This window comes from Streptomyces sp. NPDC033270 (genome assembly GCF_055576575.1).
In genome coordinates this window covers 332,537-346,396 of sequence record NZ_JBVIRA010000002.1, presented here as the reverse complement: position 1 = coordinate 346,396, position 13,860 = coordinate 332,537, and the positions used below count along the sequence as shown (strand labels likewise).

The window sequence follows — 13,860 nt, the reverse complement described above, 5'->3', positions numbered from 1 at the left end:
GCGGTGCGGTCACCCGGCCGCGTCCTCCCCCGGAGCGTGAGCAGATTCCGCGCGCCAGGTGCACCCGTCGCCCGCCTGTTCGCACGACACCGTAACGTCCGGTTCCACGTAGCGGGTGGCGATGGCGGTGTGGAGTTTCTGGCAGTACCCGCACGGTGACTTGAACGTCAGGACGACGCCGGCGCGGGCAGCCTTTTTGCGGTACCGGAGGATCCCGCAGTCGGCGTTACGCAGGACGGTGCCCGAGGGCTGAGGCTCGGTGGACACCGCCGAGTCGTACAGCAAGAGCTGACGTTGCATCCGGTTCATGAAGTGATCGGTAGCCGATACCCCGTCGGGCCGTTGCGCTCGCAGCAGGTCCGCGGTGATGCGGGAGTTCGCCTCTATCCATCCGGCCAGGCCTTCTTCGCCGTGCTCTCCCAGGACGAACTCTTCCGCGGCCGCCTGGGCCTCGAAGTACCGCTGGCGCCACAGGTCGACCTTCTCCGCCGGGTCGAGAGGAGACGTTTCATCGGTCATGGTCCGCGTCCTTCCCGGTGGCGTTGTCCAACTCGGCGAAGACCTCCTGGGCGACGCGCAGTCCGTTGTTGGCGACCGGCCAGCCGCCGTAGTAGGCGAGCTGAATGATCACTTCGACGATCTTCTCCCGCGACATCCCGAGGTTGAGGGAGGCACCGATGTGGCCCCGCAACTCCCAATCGGTCCGCGCCAGCGCGACCGCGGTCAGTGCGACCAGTTCGCGCTCCTCGAGGCTCAGGTGCGGGCGGGCCCAGATCTCACCGAACAAATGCTCGACGGTGATCTGCAGGAACTCCGGGTAGTTACCCGGGCGCGGTTCGCGGCCGAAGACCTCCTTGAAGACGGCTTCGCCCCGCTCGCGCCGGACAGACGGCTCATTCATCGGTCAACTCCTCCATATTGGGGCGCCACGGCTGGCTGCTGTCCTCGGCCCATCACAGGACGATGCTGATCTTGCCGTGCTCGTACAACGTCTCGTGGTCGAGCACCACGACCCGCCTCCGGATCCGGAACGACTCGCCGTCGGGGACGAGTTCGAACCGATACTTTCCGACGTAAGCGTCGGAGCGCCCGTGTCCGAAGCGGTATACGACGACATTCGCCGCCACCTCGAGGTAGCTGCCCTGATCAGCCAGGATCTCCACATTGCTGATCATGCGATTCGTTCGCGACCGCGGGTCCTCGCACCACACCTCACCATTGAGGATCTGCTCGATCCGCTGGCGAAGCCGGGCAGCATCGTCGGCGATGAGCCCGAGCGCGTCGGCCGACTCGCCGCGGACGTCGGTAGCCGGCACCACGTAGCGGACGTCGTCGGTCAGCATCTCGTCGTACCACTCGCGCAGACGCCACTCGTCGAGCAGCCGAGCCTCACGGAAAAGGAACTGGCTCACCCGGTGGTACAGCCTCACCTGGGCTGCATCGTCGACTATCAGTTCGCTGGTCATTTCTTTTCTGCCCCTTGCAACTCGGCCTGGTGAGCGACCTCGAAGTGACCGTCGTCGCCGTGCATCATCCGGTCCCACTGCCGCCAGAATTCGCGGGCAGGGAGCTCGTCGGTCGTCTCGGGGATCTCCTTGTTCATACCGCGTGACAGATCCGAGTAGCGCACCGTGCGATTGAGATAACCTCGCTGGCACGACTCGACGATCTCGATGTCGTCGGGAGTGGCGAAGCCGGCGGGACCGAGGAACGTCAGGTAGTGACTCTTGCGGAGTTCCCTGATCTCCGGATCTTCGTCCTTGGGGGCCAGCGCAACCGAGGTGATGGACATCCGGTCGACGCCGACCGGGTCGATCTTGCGAATCGTGAGCGCAATCGCGTCGATGATCATCAAGTTGGGGAAGATCATCAACGCGCGATTCATGCCGGTGATCCGTTCGGCGCGTTCGGCGCCGAACTTCTCCACGAAACGTGCGGCGGTCGCCTCCATCCGCGGCCGGAGCTCGGGATCGAACATCGGCGTCCAGTGGGCGAGCGGGCGGGCTGCGGCCGGCGGCAGCTCGTTGGCTCCATGACCGAGGCCGAGGGCGCGGCCGAAGCCACCTCGTCGTCGTGGTGGCACCGACCCGAGCGACTGCATGTAGCTGACGTAACGCTTGTGCAGTGCCCGGAAGTGGTAGATGTCGACGCTGTTCTCCATCATGAGCTTCCAGTTGGCCTGAGCCCCGTGGAGTTGCGCGCCTTGGATCACCTCCATCCCGGTCTCGGACTGGTCGGCGACCAGATCGATGTACTCCGTGGCTCCCGCCAGGTACTCGGTCAGGGTGCGCGGCTGCTCCGGATCGAAGGTGACGAAGACGAAACCGCGGTAACTGTCACTACGGTGCTTCGCCAGGCCGAAGTCCGCCTTCCGGAAGCCCGGCCCGTACCCGTCCGGAATCGGAACCCCGGTCAGTTCGCCCTTGTTGGAGAACGTCCAGTCGTGATACGGGCACCGGAACGATTTGACCTGCCCGGCTGGCTGCGAGCAGAGCAGAGCCCCGCGGTGAGTGCAGCTGTTGGCGAACACCCGGATCACCCCGTCGGACCCGTGCGACATGACCACCGGGCGCCCGCCGACGTCGCGTGCCACGAAGGAGCCCGGCTCGGGCACCTCCGATTCGTGCCCGACGTACAACCAGCAGCGATCGAAGATCTTGGCCATCTCCTGCGCGGCCACGTCGTCGTCGGTGTAGGCACGGCGATCCACCCGGAACGAGAGGCGCTCGAGATCATCGACGACAATCGGGTCGTCCACCGGCCGCTGTAGTTCGGTCGTCACTGCTCCCTCTTTCGCTGTAATTTCTGGGCGGTTCTGACGACCACCTCGGCCGTGCGTGCGGCGGCATCGCCTCACTCCGACGGCACGGCGCACACCCGGCCCCGACGTGTGTCTGACCAAATGCACCAGTGCGGGGATGTAAAAACCAACCACCGGGGGCCGTTCACAACTCTGCAGCCCTCCTGAGTGGCGGATTGCAACCACGGGAAGATTGTCAGATCGTCAAGTCGGCCGTACATAGGCCTTAAGACCCATCGCTGGCTGTCGCTATGCTTCGACGCCCGCCGACAGCCCCATAAGCACGGTTTTTGCCGAGGCGCCGACGAAGGCCAGGTCACGAACGTAATCGGCCGCCTATAAAGCCCGGATCCTGCAGGAGTACGCGTCACTCAACAAGGCAGGTAGGGGCGTTCTGCTGCGCCGCGAGGGCCTCTGCACGTCGCTGATCGCGGCGTGGCGTTCCCGGCGTGACGCGGGGGCTCGTGAGGCTCTGGCCAAGCCGGTCGGGCGGTGATCGAGGTGCAGGGAAAACTCTCCGCGCTGCTGGGGCAACTCGCGACCGGCAGCCCGAGCAGCGGGAGCGAGCCGACACCGTGATCGACGAGGCGATCACCGAGCTGACCGGGCTGCTCGGCTCGGTCCGGGGCGCCTGGCACACTCCACATGACGTCCACCACGGACACACCCACGCCGTCGACGCCGTCCGCGCCGAGGTCCTGACCGCCGCCGGGAACAACCCACCCAGCCGCGACCAGCAAGAACGCCGACTCAAAGATTCTCGGACCAACTGCCGCCAAAATCTTGGCAGCTACCTGCCTAATCTTGATAGCTACCCCCCTCTCCCGAGTTCGATCTCGATACAGTCGGCGTGGTTACTACCGGGCCTGGGGCCTCCTCTCGGAGCCGACCGGGCGCGGAACCGTCCATTCGACCACGGGGGAAAGAAGACACGGATGGCTGCGCAAAATAGCGACCGCACACACCCTCTGACCGAACAGCAGACAGATATCCTCGTCGCTCAGGACTCGACGGCGACGCGCCCGCGTCCGCGACGAGCAGAGGCTCGTACCACCCGCGCTCCTCAGGGGAGAGTGACGATCGATCGCGGCGGTGAACCGGCTGGCGAGAAGTCTCCCTCCAGCGCCCTGACACCGCGCCAGCTCGAAGTTCTCGCCCTGCTGACCGACGGCATGACGGACCGCCACATAGCTCGGGCACTCGGTATCACGGAGAAGACCGTCAAGAACCACATGCAAGCGATCTTCGCCCGGCTCAACGTGTCCGGTCGGACCCAGGCCGCGGTCTACGCGGTTCGGCACAACCAAGCGGCATGACGGCTGCTGCCCGGCCGTCACCGCGCCGGGCAGCAGTGGCACCATCGCGCCCGTTCCCTACGGCGCTGGTCAGGGCCGATGCATGCCTCGCGGCGTCGGCCTACAGTTCGAGATGGCCGCGGCGCGAGCCGGCCGGACGGCGCCGATCAGCAGGGAAGGAACGGTTCGAGGCATGGCGCAGCGCGTTCTCGTCACCGGCGGGGCCGGTTTCATCGGATCGAACTATGTGCGCTCGCTCCTGGGCGGGGCGTATCCGGGGTGGGAGGACGCCGAGGTCACCGTCCTGGACAAGCTCACCTACGCGGGGAACCCGGCCAACCTGGCGCCGGTCGGGGGCCGGCACACGTTCGTACGCGGCGACATCTGCGACGCCGGACTGCTCGCCTCGCTGGTCCCCGGCCACCGGGTGGTGCTCAACTTCGCGGCGGAGTCGCATGTCGACCGCTCCATCGCCCGTGCGGACGAGTTCGTGCGGACCAATGTGCAGGGTGTCCAGACGCTGATGCAGGCGTGTCTGGACGCGGGCGTGGAACGGGTCGTCCAGGTATCGACCGACGAGGTGTACGGGAGCATCGACGAGGGCTCCTGGGAGGAGTCGGCACCGCTCGCGCCCAACTCGCCCTATGCGGCCGCCAAGGCGGGCGGCGACCTGATCGCCCTCGCCTACGCCCGCACCCACGGCCTGCCGGTGTCGATCACGCGCTGCGGCAACAACTACGGGCCGTACCAGTATCCGGAGAAGATCATCCCGTTCTTCGTGACCACCCTGCTCGACGGGGGTTCGGTGCCGCTCTACGGGGACGGGCGAAACGTCCGCGACTGGATCCATGTGGACGACCACTGCCGAGGCATCCACACCGTCGTCGAGCACGGCCGGCCCGGGGAGGTCTACCACATCGCGGGCACCGCCGAGCTGACCAACAACACGCTGACCGAGCGCCTGCTGAAGGCGGTGGGTGCCGACTGGGGCCGCGTCGAGCGGGTCGCCGACCGGCCGGGCCACGACCGCCGCTACTCCCTGTCGGACGCCAGGCTGCGCGGCCTCGGCTACGCGCCCGGCATCTCGTTCGAGGACGGTCTCGCCGCCACCGTCCAGTGGTACGTCGACCGGCGCGACTGGTGGGAGCCGCTCAGGACACCCCGCACCGACGCCGTGGCGTAAGCGGGCGACACACAAGCCATGATCGCCGTTCAACGCCGTTGATATCGTGGGCAGTTGATGCTGTGATCACGAACGACCGCAGGCGAGGGACAGAACCGACCTATGGCATCGAGCACGTTCAGCATCGGCGGCGAGCGCACCGTTCGGCGGCTGGGGTTCGGGGCGATGCGCCTGCCCACCGCTCCCGGACCGGCCCGGGAGACCTCCCTCGCCGTGGCCCGGCGCGCCGTCGAGCTGGGTGTCACGCTGATCGACACCGCGCATCTGTACGGGTGGGGTGCCAACGAGGAGCTGCTCGCCGAGGCGCTGTACCCCTACCCGGACGACCTGCTCGTCGCGACGAAGGTCGGGATCGCACCGCCGACCGCCGACCGCGAAGCGGCGGCCCACGGCCGGCCGGAGTTCCTGCGGGAGCAGGTCGAGGAGGGCCTGCGCCGGCTGCGGGTCGAGCGCCTCGAACTCCTCCAGCTCCATCGCATCGATCCGCAGGTGCCGCTCGCCGACCAGCTCGGGGCGCTGCGGGAACTCCAGCTCCAGGGGAAGATCGGCCATCTCGGGCTGTCCGAGGTCACCGTCTCCGAGCTCGAAGCGGCCCGGAAGATCATCGACGTGGTGAGCGTGCAGAACCGCTACAGCATGCTCGATCGCGAGCACGAGGCCGTGCTCGACGCCTGTGCCGCGGCGGGCATCGCCTTCCTGCCCTGGCGGCCGGTCCACCCCTCGACGACCTCGGCGGCCGACGAGATCGCCGCCGTGGCGGCCGAACTCGGCGCCACGGCGGCACAGGTCTCGCTCGCCTGGCTGCTCGACCGCTCGCCGGTCGTGCTGCCGATCCCCGGCACCGGCTCGATCGACCACCTGGAGGAGAACGTCGCCGCGGCGGACCTGCGGATGACCAAGGATCAGTGGCAGCGGCTCGACCGGCTCCAGCCGCAGTGAGCAACGCCGCGCCGGCCCTCCGGCCCAGGGCCCGTCCGACCTTGACCCATCGGACCGGCCCTAGGCCGGTCTACCTGCCGATCTCCCAGGCGAAGGGCGGGAGTTCACGGGCCCTGGAGTAGATGTCCAGGGCGTGGTGCGCGGGGACGAAGGGGTGGACGCGGGCGCCTTCGAGGCCGGCCAGGAGGCGGGCGCAGTGCTGGACGCAGCCGGCGACCTCCTTTCCGTGCCGGTCGACGATGGTGGCGGCGTCGTGCGGCCCCTCGCACGGGGCGGGGTCCTTGGCGGCGGCGGCCGGGCAGCGGCGGTGGCGGCGTGCCGGCGGCGCGGCGCTCTCGCCGGCCGGCGGGTGCGGGATGGCGGCGTCGAACGGCTGGTTCATGCGCATGTCCCCCTGGTGCGGCGGTACGGGCCGTAGCGGTGCCGGTGGCTCGATCGCGTCGGTCCCGGCTCCCAGGACAGTGGTGCTCGGTGCGGGCGACGTCCATGCCGCCTTGGGGAAGACCTGGACCGATCGTCAGCTGTTCATGGGAATGGCGGGCGGCTTCGGGTCCGGGCGGGGGACGGCGTACGGCTCCAGGAGCAGGGCGAGGGCAAGCAGGGCGGCGGCCAGGAACCAGCCGGCGAGGACGTCGACGGGCCAGTGGACGCCCAGGTAGACGCGGGTGAGGCCGACCCCGGCGGCCCAGACGGCGAGCACCGCGCACCAGGTGCGGGCGACCGCGGGGCGGGCGCGGCGCGCGATGCCCCAGGCCAGGATCCCGGCCACCAGCGCCGCGGTGGTGGCGTGGCCCGAGGGGAAGGCGTAACCGGAAGCGGCCTGGGCCCAGTCGGTGACCGGTGGGCGGGGGCGGATGAGCAGCCGCATCAGGCCGAAACGGATCGCCTGGCCCACGGCGAGGACGACGACGGCGCAGGCGACCGCGCGGATCCGGCCGAGCGTGCCCCGGCCGGCCAGCAGCCCCCCGAGCGCGGCCGCCAGATACGGGATCGGGCCGCTCCCGGTGTCCGTCAGCGCACGGGCCAGCGACAGCGCCGGCTCCCCGTGGTGCGCCACGGACCAGCGGACGGCGGCCCGTTCGGGGGCGAAGGGGGCGCCGTGACGTACGGAGACGATGACGGCCGCGGCGGCGAAGAGCGCCGCGCAGACCGCGGCGACGGCGAGCAGCGGGCCGGTACCGGGGCGCGGGCCCGGTACCGGACGCGGCTGCGGCTCCGCCACCGGACCCTGCCCCGGCGCCGTCACCGCGGGGCCGCCTGGGGGTGCGGCCGAGTGGTGCGGACGGTGGGGCCGGCGGGCGGATTCAGGGCGCCGCAGGGCGCGGGCGGCGCGCCGGCGCCGAGGCCGCCGACGGACCGGGCGGCGCCCGTGAGCGGGCCCCTCACCTGCGCGGATGTGGCGGCTGCGGCCATGTCGGTGGCCCCTCCCATAATGGGTTGCGGGCCTGTCGAGCGGCCGGCCCGACCGACTACAGCCCCGTAGACGGTCTACGGCACTGTAGACGACGAACCGGTGAAGGGCCTTCCATGTCGGAGACATCACCCGCCCAGCGGCGCCCCTCGGGCGAGCTGGAGGCGAGCGTGCTCGCGGCGCTCTGGGCGGCCGAGGGGCCGCTGAGCCCCACCGAGGTGCAGAGCGCTCTGGGCGGCCGGCTGGCCCGCACGACCGTGACGACGATCCTGACCCGGCTGCACGACAAGGGTGCGGTCTCCCGCTCCCGGGTCGGCCGCGGCTTCGCGTACTCGCCCATACAGGACTCCGCGGGGCTGACCGCCCGGCGGATGCGCAGCGAGCTGGACAAGCAGGACGACCGCGGCACCGCGCTCGCCCGCTTCGTCTCCCAATTGACCGATGAGGACGAGCAGTTGCTGCGCTCCCTGCTGGAGGGGGCCAAGGACGCCGGTCCGGCGGGCCCGGGTGCCGGGTCCGGGTCGGGCCCCGGGGGCGCGCCGTGATCGTCGCCGTGTGGATTCCGCTGCTGGTGCCGCTGGTCGCGGTGCCGGCCGCCCGCCGGCTGGCCGAGTCGCTGCCGCCGCGCACCGCGGCCTGGCTGCTGGCCGGCTGCTCCCTCGCCCTGGCCGGCTGCACGACCGTGGCACTGGGCCTGCTGCTGGCCGCCGGAGCGCTGCGGCTGCCCCCGGTCGCCGCCCTGGGCCATCTCTCCCTGCCGCTGCTCGGCGGCGATCCCGCCGTGTCGATCCCCGCGGCCTGCCTCGCCGGCGCGCTGCTCGCCCTCTGCGCGATCGCCGTCGCGGACCGCGCCCGCCGGCACCACACCGAGCTGCGCACGGCCCGGCGGGCCACCGACGCCCACCCCGTCCGCGGCGACCTGTGCGTGCTCCCGGACGCCGCGCCCGACGCGTACGCCCTGCCGGGCCGGCCGGGCCGGGTGGTGGTCACCGACGGCATGCTGCGGGCGCTGGAACCCGCCGAGCGGGAGGCGCTGCTGGCCCATGAGCGCGCCCATCTCGCGGGGCGGCACCATCTCTTCCTGCTCACGGCCGCGCTCGCCGCGGCCTGCCATCCGCTGCTCCGCTCGCTGCGCGCACCGCTCGGCTATGCGCTGGAGCGCTGGGCGGACGAGTCGGCGGCCCAGGTGGGCGACCGCCGGGTCACCGCCCGCGCCATCGGCCGCGCCGCCCTCGCCGCCCGTCCCTACGCCCCGGCGCCGCACCGCCCCCGCACGCTCCTCGCCGCCACGGCCGGCCCCGTGCCGCGCCGGGTCGCCGCCCTGCTGGCCCCCGGCCGCCCGCCCGGCCACCCTCCGATACGGACCGGCCCGCGCGGCCGCCGGCTGATCGCCGCGGCCCTGCTCGTCTGCGTCTCCCTGTCCGCGGCCGCCGCCCTGGACGCCGCCGCCGACCTGCACGAGACGGTGGAGGTGGCCCAGGCCCAGCCGGCCCAGGGGCAGTCGGCCCAGGGGCAGTCGACGGCGCGCTGAGCGGCGACCGGGGCACAGCCCGCTGCCCGGTCGCTCCGACACCCGGTCACCTCCGGATGCTCCGCGCCGCCGGCGGCGGACCGGTCCGGGGGCGCGCGCCCGCGCCGACCCCCGTGCCCGCCCCCTTCCCTCTGCCCACCGTGAAGCCCAGGACGGCGCCGCCGCCCGGGCGGTGGGTGACGAAGGCATGGCCGCCGTGGGCGGTGGCGATCTCGTGGACGATGGCCAGGCCCAGACCGGAGCCGGGCAGGCCGCGTGCGGCCGGAGACCGGTAGAAGCGGTCGAAGACCCGGGTCAGGTCGGCCTCCGCGATGCCGGGGCCGCGGTCGAGGACCTCGATACGGGCGCCGGTGACCACGACCTCGATCGGCTCCGTCCCGCCCGCGTCGAACTTCGCGGCGTTCTCCAGCAGATTGCTCAGCGCCCGGTTCAGCGCGGCGGACCGCCCCTCCACCACCGCCGGACGCAGGCTCCGTACGGTGATCTCGCGGCCGGTGCGACGACGGGCCGAGGCCGCCGCCTTGTGCGCGACCTCGGCCAGGCACACCTCGGACAGCGGATCGTCGGCGCGCTGTCCGGCCGCCAGGTCGACCAGTTCGTTGACCAGACCGCTCAGCTCCCTGGCCTCGCCCGCCAGGTCGGTGAGCAGCTCCTCTCGGGCGTCCGGCGGCAGCTCGTCGAACCGCTTGAGCAGCGAGATGTTGGTGCACAGCGAGGTCAGCGGGGTGCGCAGCTCATGGCCGGCGTCCTGGACGAGCCGCTGCTGGTCCTGCACGGCGCCGGCCAGCCGCCCGAGCATGTCGTCGAAGGCCCGCCCCAGCCGGGCCACCTCGTCGCGCCCCGCCACCGGCACCGGGACGTCCAGCCGCCCGTGCTCGGCCACGCTCTCGGCGACCGAGGTCAACCGCACCAGCCGGCCGGTGATCCGGCGTGCCAGCCACCAGCCGGCCGCACCGGACAGCGCGATGACCGCGGCCGCCAGCAGGGCGGTGCGGTGCTGGAGCGCGGAGAGCAGTTCCTCGGTCCCACTGGACTTCCGGGCGACCTGGACGGCCCCGCGGCCGCCGCCGAGCGCGACGGTCGCGACGTGGTACTCCCCGTCGCCGAGGTCCGCCTCGCGCCCGGTGTGCGCGCCGGCCCGCTCGTCCATGGCGATCCGGCGCTCCGCGGCGCCGACGGGCAGGGCCGGGCTCCCCGGCTCCACGATCCGGCCGCCGGCGCCCAGGATCTGCACCTCCGTACGGGTGGGCCGGGTGAGGTCGTCGCGCGGCCCGTCGCGGTCGGGGCGGGAGCCGGCGTAGTCGCCGGGCCCGTACGGCTTCTCCCGGACCTGTGTGCGCAGATCCCGTACGACCTCGGAGAACACCGACTTCTCGTCCACCCGCACCAGCCGGGCCGCCGCGTCGTAACTCAGACCTCCGACCAGCACGCTGACCGCCGCGGCCCCGGTGGCGAACGACACCGCGAAGGCGGTGCGCAGACTGGCGGGTTCACGGGTGCGCGGCCAGCCGGCCGGACGGCCGTGCCGCCATGGTCGGGACACCTCAGTCCGCCCGCAGGACGTAGCCGACACCGCGCACGGTGTGGATCAGCGGCCGGCTGCCCGGGACGTCGACCTTGCGCCGCAGATAGCCCACGTACACCGCGAGGTTCTTCGAGCCCGGCCCGAAGTCGTAGCCCCAGATCCGGTCGTAGATCGTGGAGTGGTCCAGCACGGTCCCGGCGTTCCGGGCGAGCAGCTCCAGCAGTGCGAACTCGGTCCGGGTCAGCTCCAGCTCCCGCCCGCCGCGCCAGGCGCGGCGCGAGGGTCCGTCGATCCGCAGATCGGCCGCCTCGACGATCCCGCCGCCGGGCGCCGGGGCATCCGCCGCCCCGCCTGCCGCCGCCTCGGTGCCGGCGGCGGCCTCGGCGTCGTCGGGCGCGTCGGCGCCGCCCTCCGCCCGCGCCGCCGTCCGCCGCAGCAGCGCCCGCAGCCGGGCGAAGACCTCCTCGACCTCGAACGGCTTGACCACATAGTCGTCGGCCCCGGCGTCCAGACCGGCGATCCGGTCCGCCGTCCCGGCCCGGGCGGTGAGCATCAGGATCGGGGTGCGGTCCCGTTCGGCCCGCAGTGCCTGGCACACCTGCAGCCCGTCGATGCCCGGCATCATCACGTCCAGCAGGATCACGTCCGGCCGCTCGCGGTGCGCGGCGGCGAGCGCCTGGATGCCGTCGGCGACGGCGGTGACCTGATACCCCTCCAGGGTCAGGGCGCGCGCCAGTGCGGTGCGGATGGGCCGGTGGTCCTCGGCGAGCAGTACGGAACGGGTCACCCGGCAAGTCTGCCAAGGGCCCAGGGGCGCGGTGCGGGCCGGGCGCGGCGGCACCGGTCCGCGGCCGGCCGAAGCCGCCGGCGGATTTCCTCCGCACCCTCAATACGCCTGTGCCGTAAGGAACTTCCCGACCACGATCTGGCGTCCTGACTGGCGAGCATGCTGAACTGCTGGAACGAACTGGACGGCACGAACGGGAACAAAACCGCATCGCACGGGGCACACAGAACGTAACGCAGAGACCAGTTCGACCAGTTGGCGCTTCGAATCCGCAGGTCCGATCGGCAGGAGGCCGTTCATGCTGCACGGTGTCGATGTCAGCTCCTACAACACCTCGTATTCCACGGAGGGACTGGACTTCGTTTTCGTCAAGGCCACCGAAGGCCGTTCCTACATCAATCCGCACCAGAACGGTCAGGCCGCAAAGGCCCGTAAAGCAGGCTGCGTGGTCGGTTTCTACCACTTTCTGTGGCCGGGAAATATCGCCGCCCAGGCCCGGTATTTCGTCGAGAAGTGCGCGTCGGTCCAGGGCGACATCCTGGCCTGCGACTGGGAGCGCACCGGCGAGGGCACCTATGCGAGCAATGCACAGAAGGACCAGTTCCTGGTCGAGGTGAAGAAGCTCCGCCCCACGCACCGCGTGATGCTCTACTGCAACCGCGATTTCTGGCTGAACCACGACACCACCTCCTACGCGGCCGACGGCCTGTGGATCGCCGACTACGTCTCCGCCGGGCACCCCCGGATCAAGGCGAAGTGGCGCATCCACCAGTACACCGACCGGCCGCTGGACAAGGACGTGGCGGATTTCTCCAGCAAGGCCGCCCTGAAGAAGTGGGCGCACCCGGCATAATTTCCTACCGGCACGCGGATTCACGTCATCCAGGAACCGCGCGTACGCACCAGGCAACAGGCCGTGCCGCACACCACGCGGCACGACGGGAGAACAAGAGGAGCAAGTCGTGAGCGACCCGGCGTCCAAGGCCCTGCAGCAGGAGATCGCCCGGGATCTCCAGGTGACCGCGTCCTTCGACGCCGAGCAGGAGATCGAGCGCCGGGTGGCCTTCCTCACAGAGCGGCTGACCTCCACGGGCCTGCGCTCGCTGGTGCTGGGGATCAGCGGCGGCGTGGACTCCACGACCACCGGCCGGCTCTGCCAGCTGGCCGTGGAGCGGGCCCGCGCCTCCGGGCACGAGGCGACGTTCTACGCGATGCGGCTGCCGTACGGCGTCCAGGCGGACGAGAAGGACGCCCAGCGGGCGCTGGAGTTCATCCGCGCCGACCGGGAGCTGACCGTCGACATCCGCCCGGCGAGCGACGCGGCGCTGCAGGCCGCGCTGGACGGCGGACTGACCTTCCGCGACGCCCACCACCAGGACTTCGTCCAGGGCAACATCAAGGCCCGCCAGCGCATGATCGCGCAGTACGCGGTCGCGGGTGCCCACGACGGCCTGGTCGTGGGCACCGACCACGCGGCCGAGGCGGTGTCCGGGTTCTTCACCAAGTTCGGTGACGGCGCGGCCGACGTCGTACCGCTGACGGGGCTCACCAAGCGCCGGGTGCGCGCCGTGGCGGCCGTGCTGGGCGCCCCCGGGGAGCTGGTGACGAAGGTGCCGACCGCCGACCTGGAGACGCTCGACCCGGGCAAGCCCGACGAGGACGCGCTCGGCGTGAGCTACGACCAGATCGACGACTTCCTGGAGGGCGAGCCGGTCGAGGCCACCGCCTTCGCGGCCATCGTCCGCCGCTACCGCCTCACGGAGCACAAGCGGGCCCTGCCGATCGCGCCCTGAGACGTGGGTGCGGGACGCCTGGTCGCCTGGTGGTCCACCGGCGACCGGGCGCCCCACCCGACATGTCATGAGCCGGCAAGGGGACGGTCACCGTCGCGGTGCTAAATCATGGGCCGGGGCGGGCATGCATGCGGCCATGGGAAGCCGCGAAGTGAGATCGAAAGATCAACTGTCAGTGGGTCCGCCTACGCTCCAGGACATGGGTTACGCAAACCTGCGCGAACTCCAGACCGCGCTGACCACCGCCTCCGACCTTGCCTCCGCTCTGCAGTCCGCGCCGACCCGGCAGGGCGCGGACCAGCTCGTCGACGTCCTCCGGCAAGCGCTGACCGCCGCCAGCTCGCTGGGCGCCGAGACCGGCCCGACCGGCTGCGCCCTCCATCCGGGCGGCGCGGTCGACCCGCTGTACGGCGATCCGGAGGACCCCCTCCCGCCGGGATACGGCAAGTGCCTGCTCTGCAACGACCGCCGGCGCCGGGCCGACGCCCACCACCCGCACATCCGGCCGCACCCCCGCCCGCACCCGCGCTGGCGGCGGCTCAGCGCCTAGGGGGTGTCCCCCGCCGCTCGGACGCCCCCGCGGCCGGGCGGGGCTA

At 71.5% G+C, this 13,860-nt stretch carries 16 protein-coding genes; 8 read left to right on the top strand and 8 right to left on the bottom strand.

All coding sequences use genetic code 11. The annotated features are described in order from the left end of the window. Nucleotides 1-9 precede the first annotated feature (9 nt). The 4 genes from ACZ5XZ_RS05025 to ACZ5XZ_RS05010 are packed head-to-tail and all read right to left on the bottom strand — an operon-like array spanning nt 10 to nt 2,782. On the bottom strand, nt 10-519 hold the full coding sequence (locus tag ACZ5XZ_RS05025; RefSeq protein ID WP_468974707.1) for a hypothetical protein: 510 nt from the start codon (nt 517-519) through the stop codon (nt 10-12). Beyond that, complete coding sequence (locus ACZ5XZ_RS05020; RefSeq protein ID WP_468974706.1) at nt 509-901, bottom strand: carboxymuconolactone decarboxylase family protein; 393 nt, start codon at nt 899-901, stop codon at nt 509-511. Before ACZ5XZ_RS05020 ends, ACZ5XZ_RS05025 begins: the two co-directional genes overlap by 11 nt. Nucleotides 902-953: 52 nt before the next feature. Beyond that, nucleotides 954-1,466, bottom strand: coding sequence for an aromatic-ring-hydroxylating dioxygenase subunit beta (locus ACZ5XZ_RS05015; protein ID WP_468974705.1), 513 nt, complete (start codon nt 1,464-1,466; stop codon nt 954-956). Further along, the gene (locus ACZ5XZ_RS05010) at nt 1,463-2,782 is read right to left on the bottom strand and encodes an aromatic ring-hydroxylating oxygenase subunit alpha (RefSeq protein WP_468974704.1); all 1,320 of its coding nucleotides are present in this window, start codon (nt 2,780-2,782) and stop codon (nt 1,463-1,465) included. The genes ACZ5XZ_RS05015 and ACZ5XZ_RS05010 overlap by 4 nt, the downstream gene beginning before the upstream one ends. Before the next feature lie 593 nt (nt 2,783-3,375). Here ACZ5XZ_RS05010 and ACZ5XZ_RS05005 point away from each other — a divergent pair. The 3 genes from ACZ5XZ_RS05005 (at nt 3,376) to ACZ5XZ_RS04995 (ending at nt 6,217) form a co-directional block, all read left to right on the top strand. Then, nucleotides 3,376-4,116, top strand: coding sequence for a response regulator transcription factor (locus ACZ5XZ_RS05005; protein ID WP_468974703.1), 741 nt, complete (start codon nt 3,376-3,378; stop codon nt 4,114-4,116). 172 nt (nt 4,117-4,288) lie between these two features. Continuing rightward, a complete protein-coding gene (rfbB, locus tag ACZ5XZ_RS05000) occupies nt 4,289-5,278 on the top strand; it encodes a dTDP-glucose 4,6-dehydratase (protein ID WP_468974702.1) in 990 nt (329 codons plus the stop codon). A 102-nt stretch (nt 5,279-5,380) separates the two neighbouring features. Continuing rightward, complete coding sequence (locus ACZ5XZ_RS04995) at nt 5,381-6,217, top strand: aldo/keto reductase (protein WP_468974701.1); 837 nt, start codon at nt 5,381-5,383, stop codon at nt 6,215-6,217. Between the two features lie 70 nt (nt 6,218-6,287). On the opposite strand, the gene ACZ5XZ_RS04990 is transcribed toward ACZ5XZ_RS04995, so the two are convergent. Continuing rightward, nucleotides 6,288-6,599, bottom strand: a complete 312-nt coding sequence (locus ACZ5XZ_RS04990) for a hypothetical protein (protein ID WP_468974700.1) — start codon at nt 6,597-6,599, stop codon at nt 6,288-6,290. 135 nt (nt 6,600-6,734) lie between these two features. Further along, complete coding sequence (locus tag ACZ5XZ_RS04985; protein ID WP_468974699.1) at nt 6,735-7,439, bottom strand: phosphatase PAP2 family protein; 705 nt, start codon at nt 7,437-7,439, stop codon at nt 6,735-6,737. A 305-nt stretch (nt 7,440-7,744) separates the two neighbouring features. Here ACZ5XZ_RS04985 and ACZ5XZ_RS04980 point away from each other — a divergent pair, with 305 nt between their 5' ends. Both ACZ5XZ_RS04980 and ACZ5XZ_RS04975 read left to right on the top strand, forming a co-directional pair. Next, complete coding sequence (locus ACZ5XZ_RS04980; protein WP_468974698.1) at nt 7,745-8,173, top strand: BlaI/MecI/CopY family transcriptional regulator; 429 nt, start codon at nt 7,745-7,747, stop codon at nt 8,171-8,173. Next, nucleotides 8,170-9,159 carry a M56 family metallopeptidase gene (locus ACZ5XZ_RS04975; RefSeq protein ID WP_468974697.1) on the top strand — a complete coding sequence of 330 codons (990 nt, stop codon included), beginning with the start codon at nt 8,170-8,172 and terminating at the stop codon, nt 9,157-9,159. The genes ACZ5XZ_RS04980 and ACZ5XZ_RS04975 overlap by 4 nt, the downstream gene beginning before the upstream one ends. Nucleotides 9,160-9,205: 46 nt before the next feature. Here ACZ5XZ_RS04975 and ACZ5XZ_RS04970 read toward each other — a convergent pair whose 3' ends face one another. Both ACZ5XZ_RS04970 and ACZ5XZ_RS04965 read right to left on the bottom strand, forming a co-directional pair. Further along, on the bottom strand, nt 9,206-10,702 hold the full coding sequence (locus ACZ5XZ_RS04970) for a sensor histidine kinase (protein ID WP_468974696.1): 1,497 nt from the start codon (nt 10,700-10,702) through the stop codon (nt 9,206-9,208). Between the two features lies 1 nt (nt 10,703). Beyond that, complete coding sequence (locus tag ACZ5XZ_RS04965; RefSeq protein WP_468974695.1) at nt 10,704-11,471, bottom strand: response regulator transcription factor; 768 nt, start codon at nt 11,469-11,471, stop codon at nt 10,704-10,706. A 298-nt stretch (nt 11,472-11,769) separates the two neighbouring features. Here ACZ5XZ_RS04965 and ACZ5XZ_RS04960 point away from each other — a divergent pair, with 298 nt between their 5' ends. The 3 genes from ACZ5XZ_RS04960 (at nt 11,770) to ACZ5XZ_RS04950 (ending at nt 13,814) form a co-directional block, all read left to right on the top strand. Further along, complete coding sequence (locus ACZ5XZ_RS04960; protein ID WP_468974694.1) at nt 11,770-12,324, top strand: GH25 family lysozyme; 555 nt, start codon at nt 11,770-11,772, stop codon at nt 12,322-12,324. A 109-nt stretch (nt 12,325-12,433) separates the two neighbouring features. Next, the gene (gene nadE / locus ACZ5XZ_RS04955) at nt 12,434-13,264 is read left to right on the top strand and encodes an ammonia-dependent NAD(+) synthetase (protein ID WP_468974693.1); all 831 of its coding nucleotides are present in this window, start codon (nt 12,434-12,436) and stop codon (nt 13,262-13,264) included. Nucleotides 13,265-13,463: 199 nt separating this feature from the next. Next, nucleotides 13,464-13,814 carry a hypothetical protein gene (locus tag ACZ5XZ_RS04950; RefSeq protein ID WP_468974692.1) on the top strand — a complete coding sequence of 117 codons (351 nt, stop codon included), beginning with the start codon at nt 13,464-13,466 and terminating at the stop codon, nt 13,812-13,814. The last annotated feature ends 46 nt before the right edge of the window (nt 13,815-13,860 follow it).

What these genes read in the sequence shown, in the direction of transcription:
- ACZ5XZ_RS04960 (WP_468974694.1), top strand. Translation starts at nt 11,770, where the DNA reads ATGCTGCACGGTGTCGATGTCAGCTCCTACAACACCTCGTATTCCACG.
- ACZ5XZ_RS05015 (WP_468974705.1), bottom strand. Translation starts at nt 1,466, where the DNA reads ATGACCAGCGAACTGATAGTCGACGATGCAGCCCAGGTGAGGCTGTAC.
- ACZ5XZ_RS04950 (WP_468974692.1), top strand. Translation starts at nt 13,464, where the DNA reads ATGGGTTACGCAAACCTGCGCGAACTCCAGACCGCGCTGACCACCGCC.
- ACZ5XZ_RS04995 (WP_468974701.1), top strand. Translation starts at nt 5,381, where the DNA reads ATGGCATCGAGCACGTTCAGCATCGGCGGCGAGCGCACCGTTCGGCGG.
- ACZ5XZ_RS04990 (WP_468974700.1), bottom strand. Translation starts at nt 6,599, where the DNA reads ATGAACCAGCCGTTCGACGCCGCCATCCCGCACCCGCCGGCCGGCGAG.
- ACZ5XZ_RS05025 (WP_468974707.1), bottom strand. Translation starts at nt 519, where the DNA reads ATGACCGATGAAACGTCTCCTCTCGACCCGGCGGAGAAGGTCGACCTG.
- ACZ5XZ_RS04980 (WP_468974698.1), top strand. Translation starts at nt 7,745, where the DNA reads ATGTCGGAGACATCACCCGCCCAGCGGCGCCCCTCGGGCGAGCTGGAG.
- ACZ5XZ_RS05020 (WP_468974706.1), bottom strand. Translation starts at nt 901, where the DNA reads ATGAATGAGCCGTCTGTCCGGCGCGAGCGGGGCGAAGCCGTCTTCAAG.
- rfbB (WP_468974702.1), top strand. Translation starts at nt 4,289, where the DNA reads ATGGCGCAGCGCGTTCTCGTCACCGGCGGGGCCGGTTTCATCGGATCG.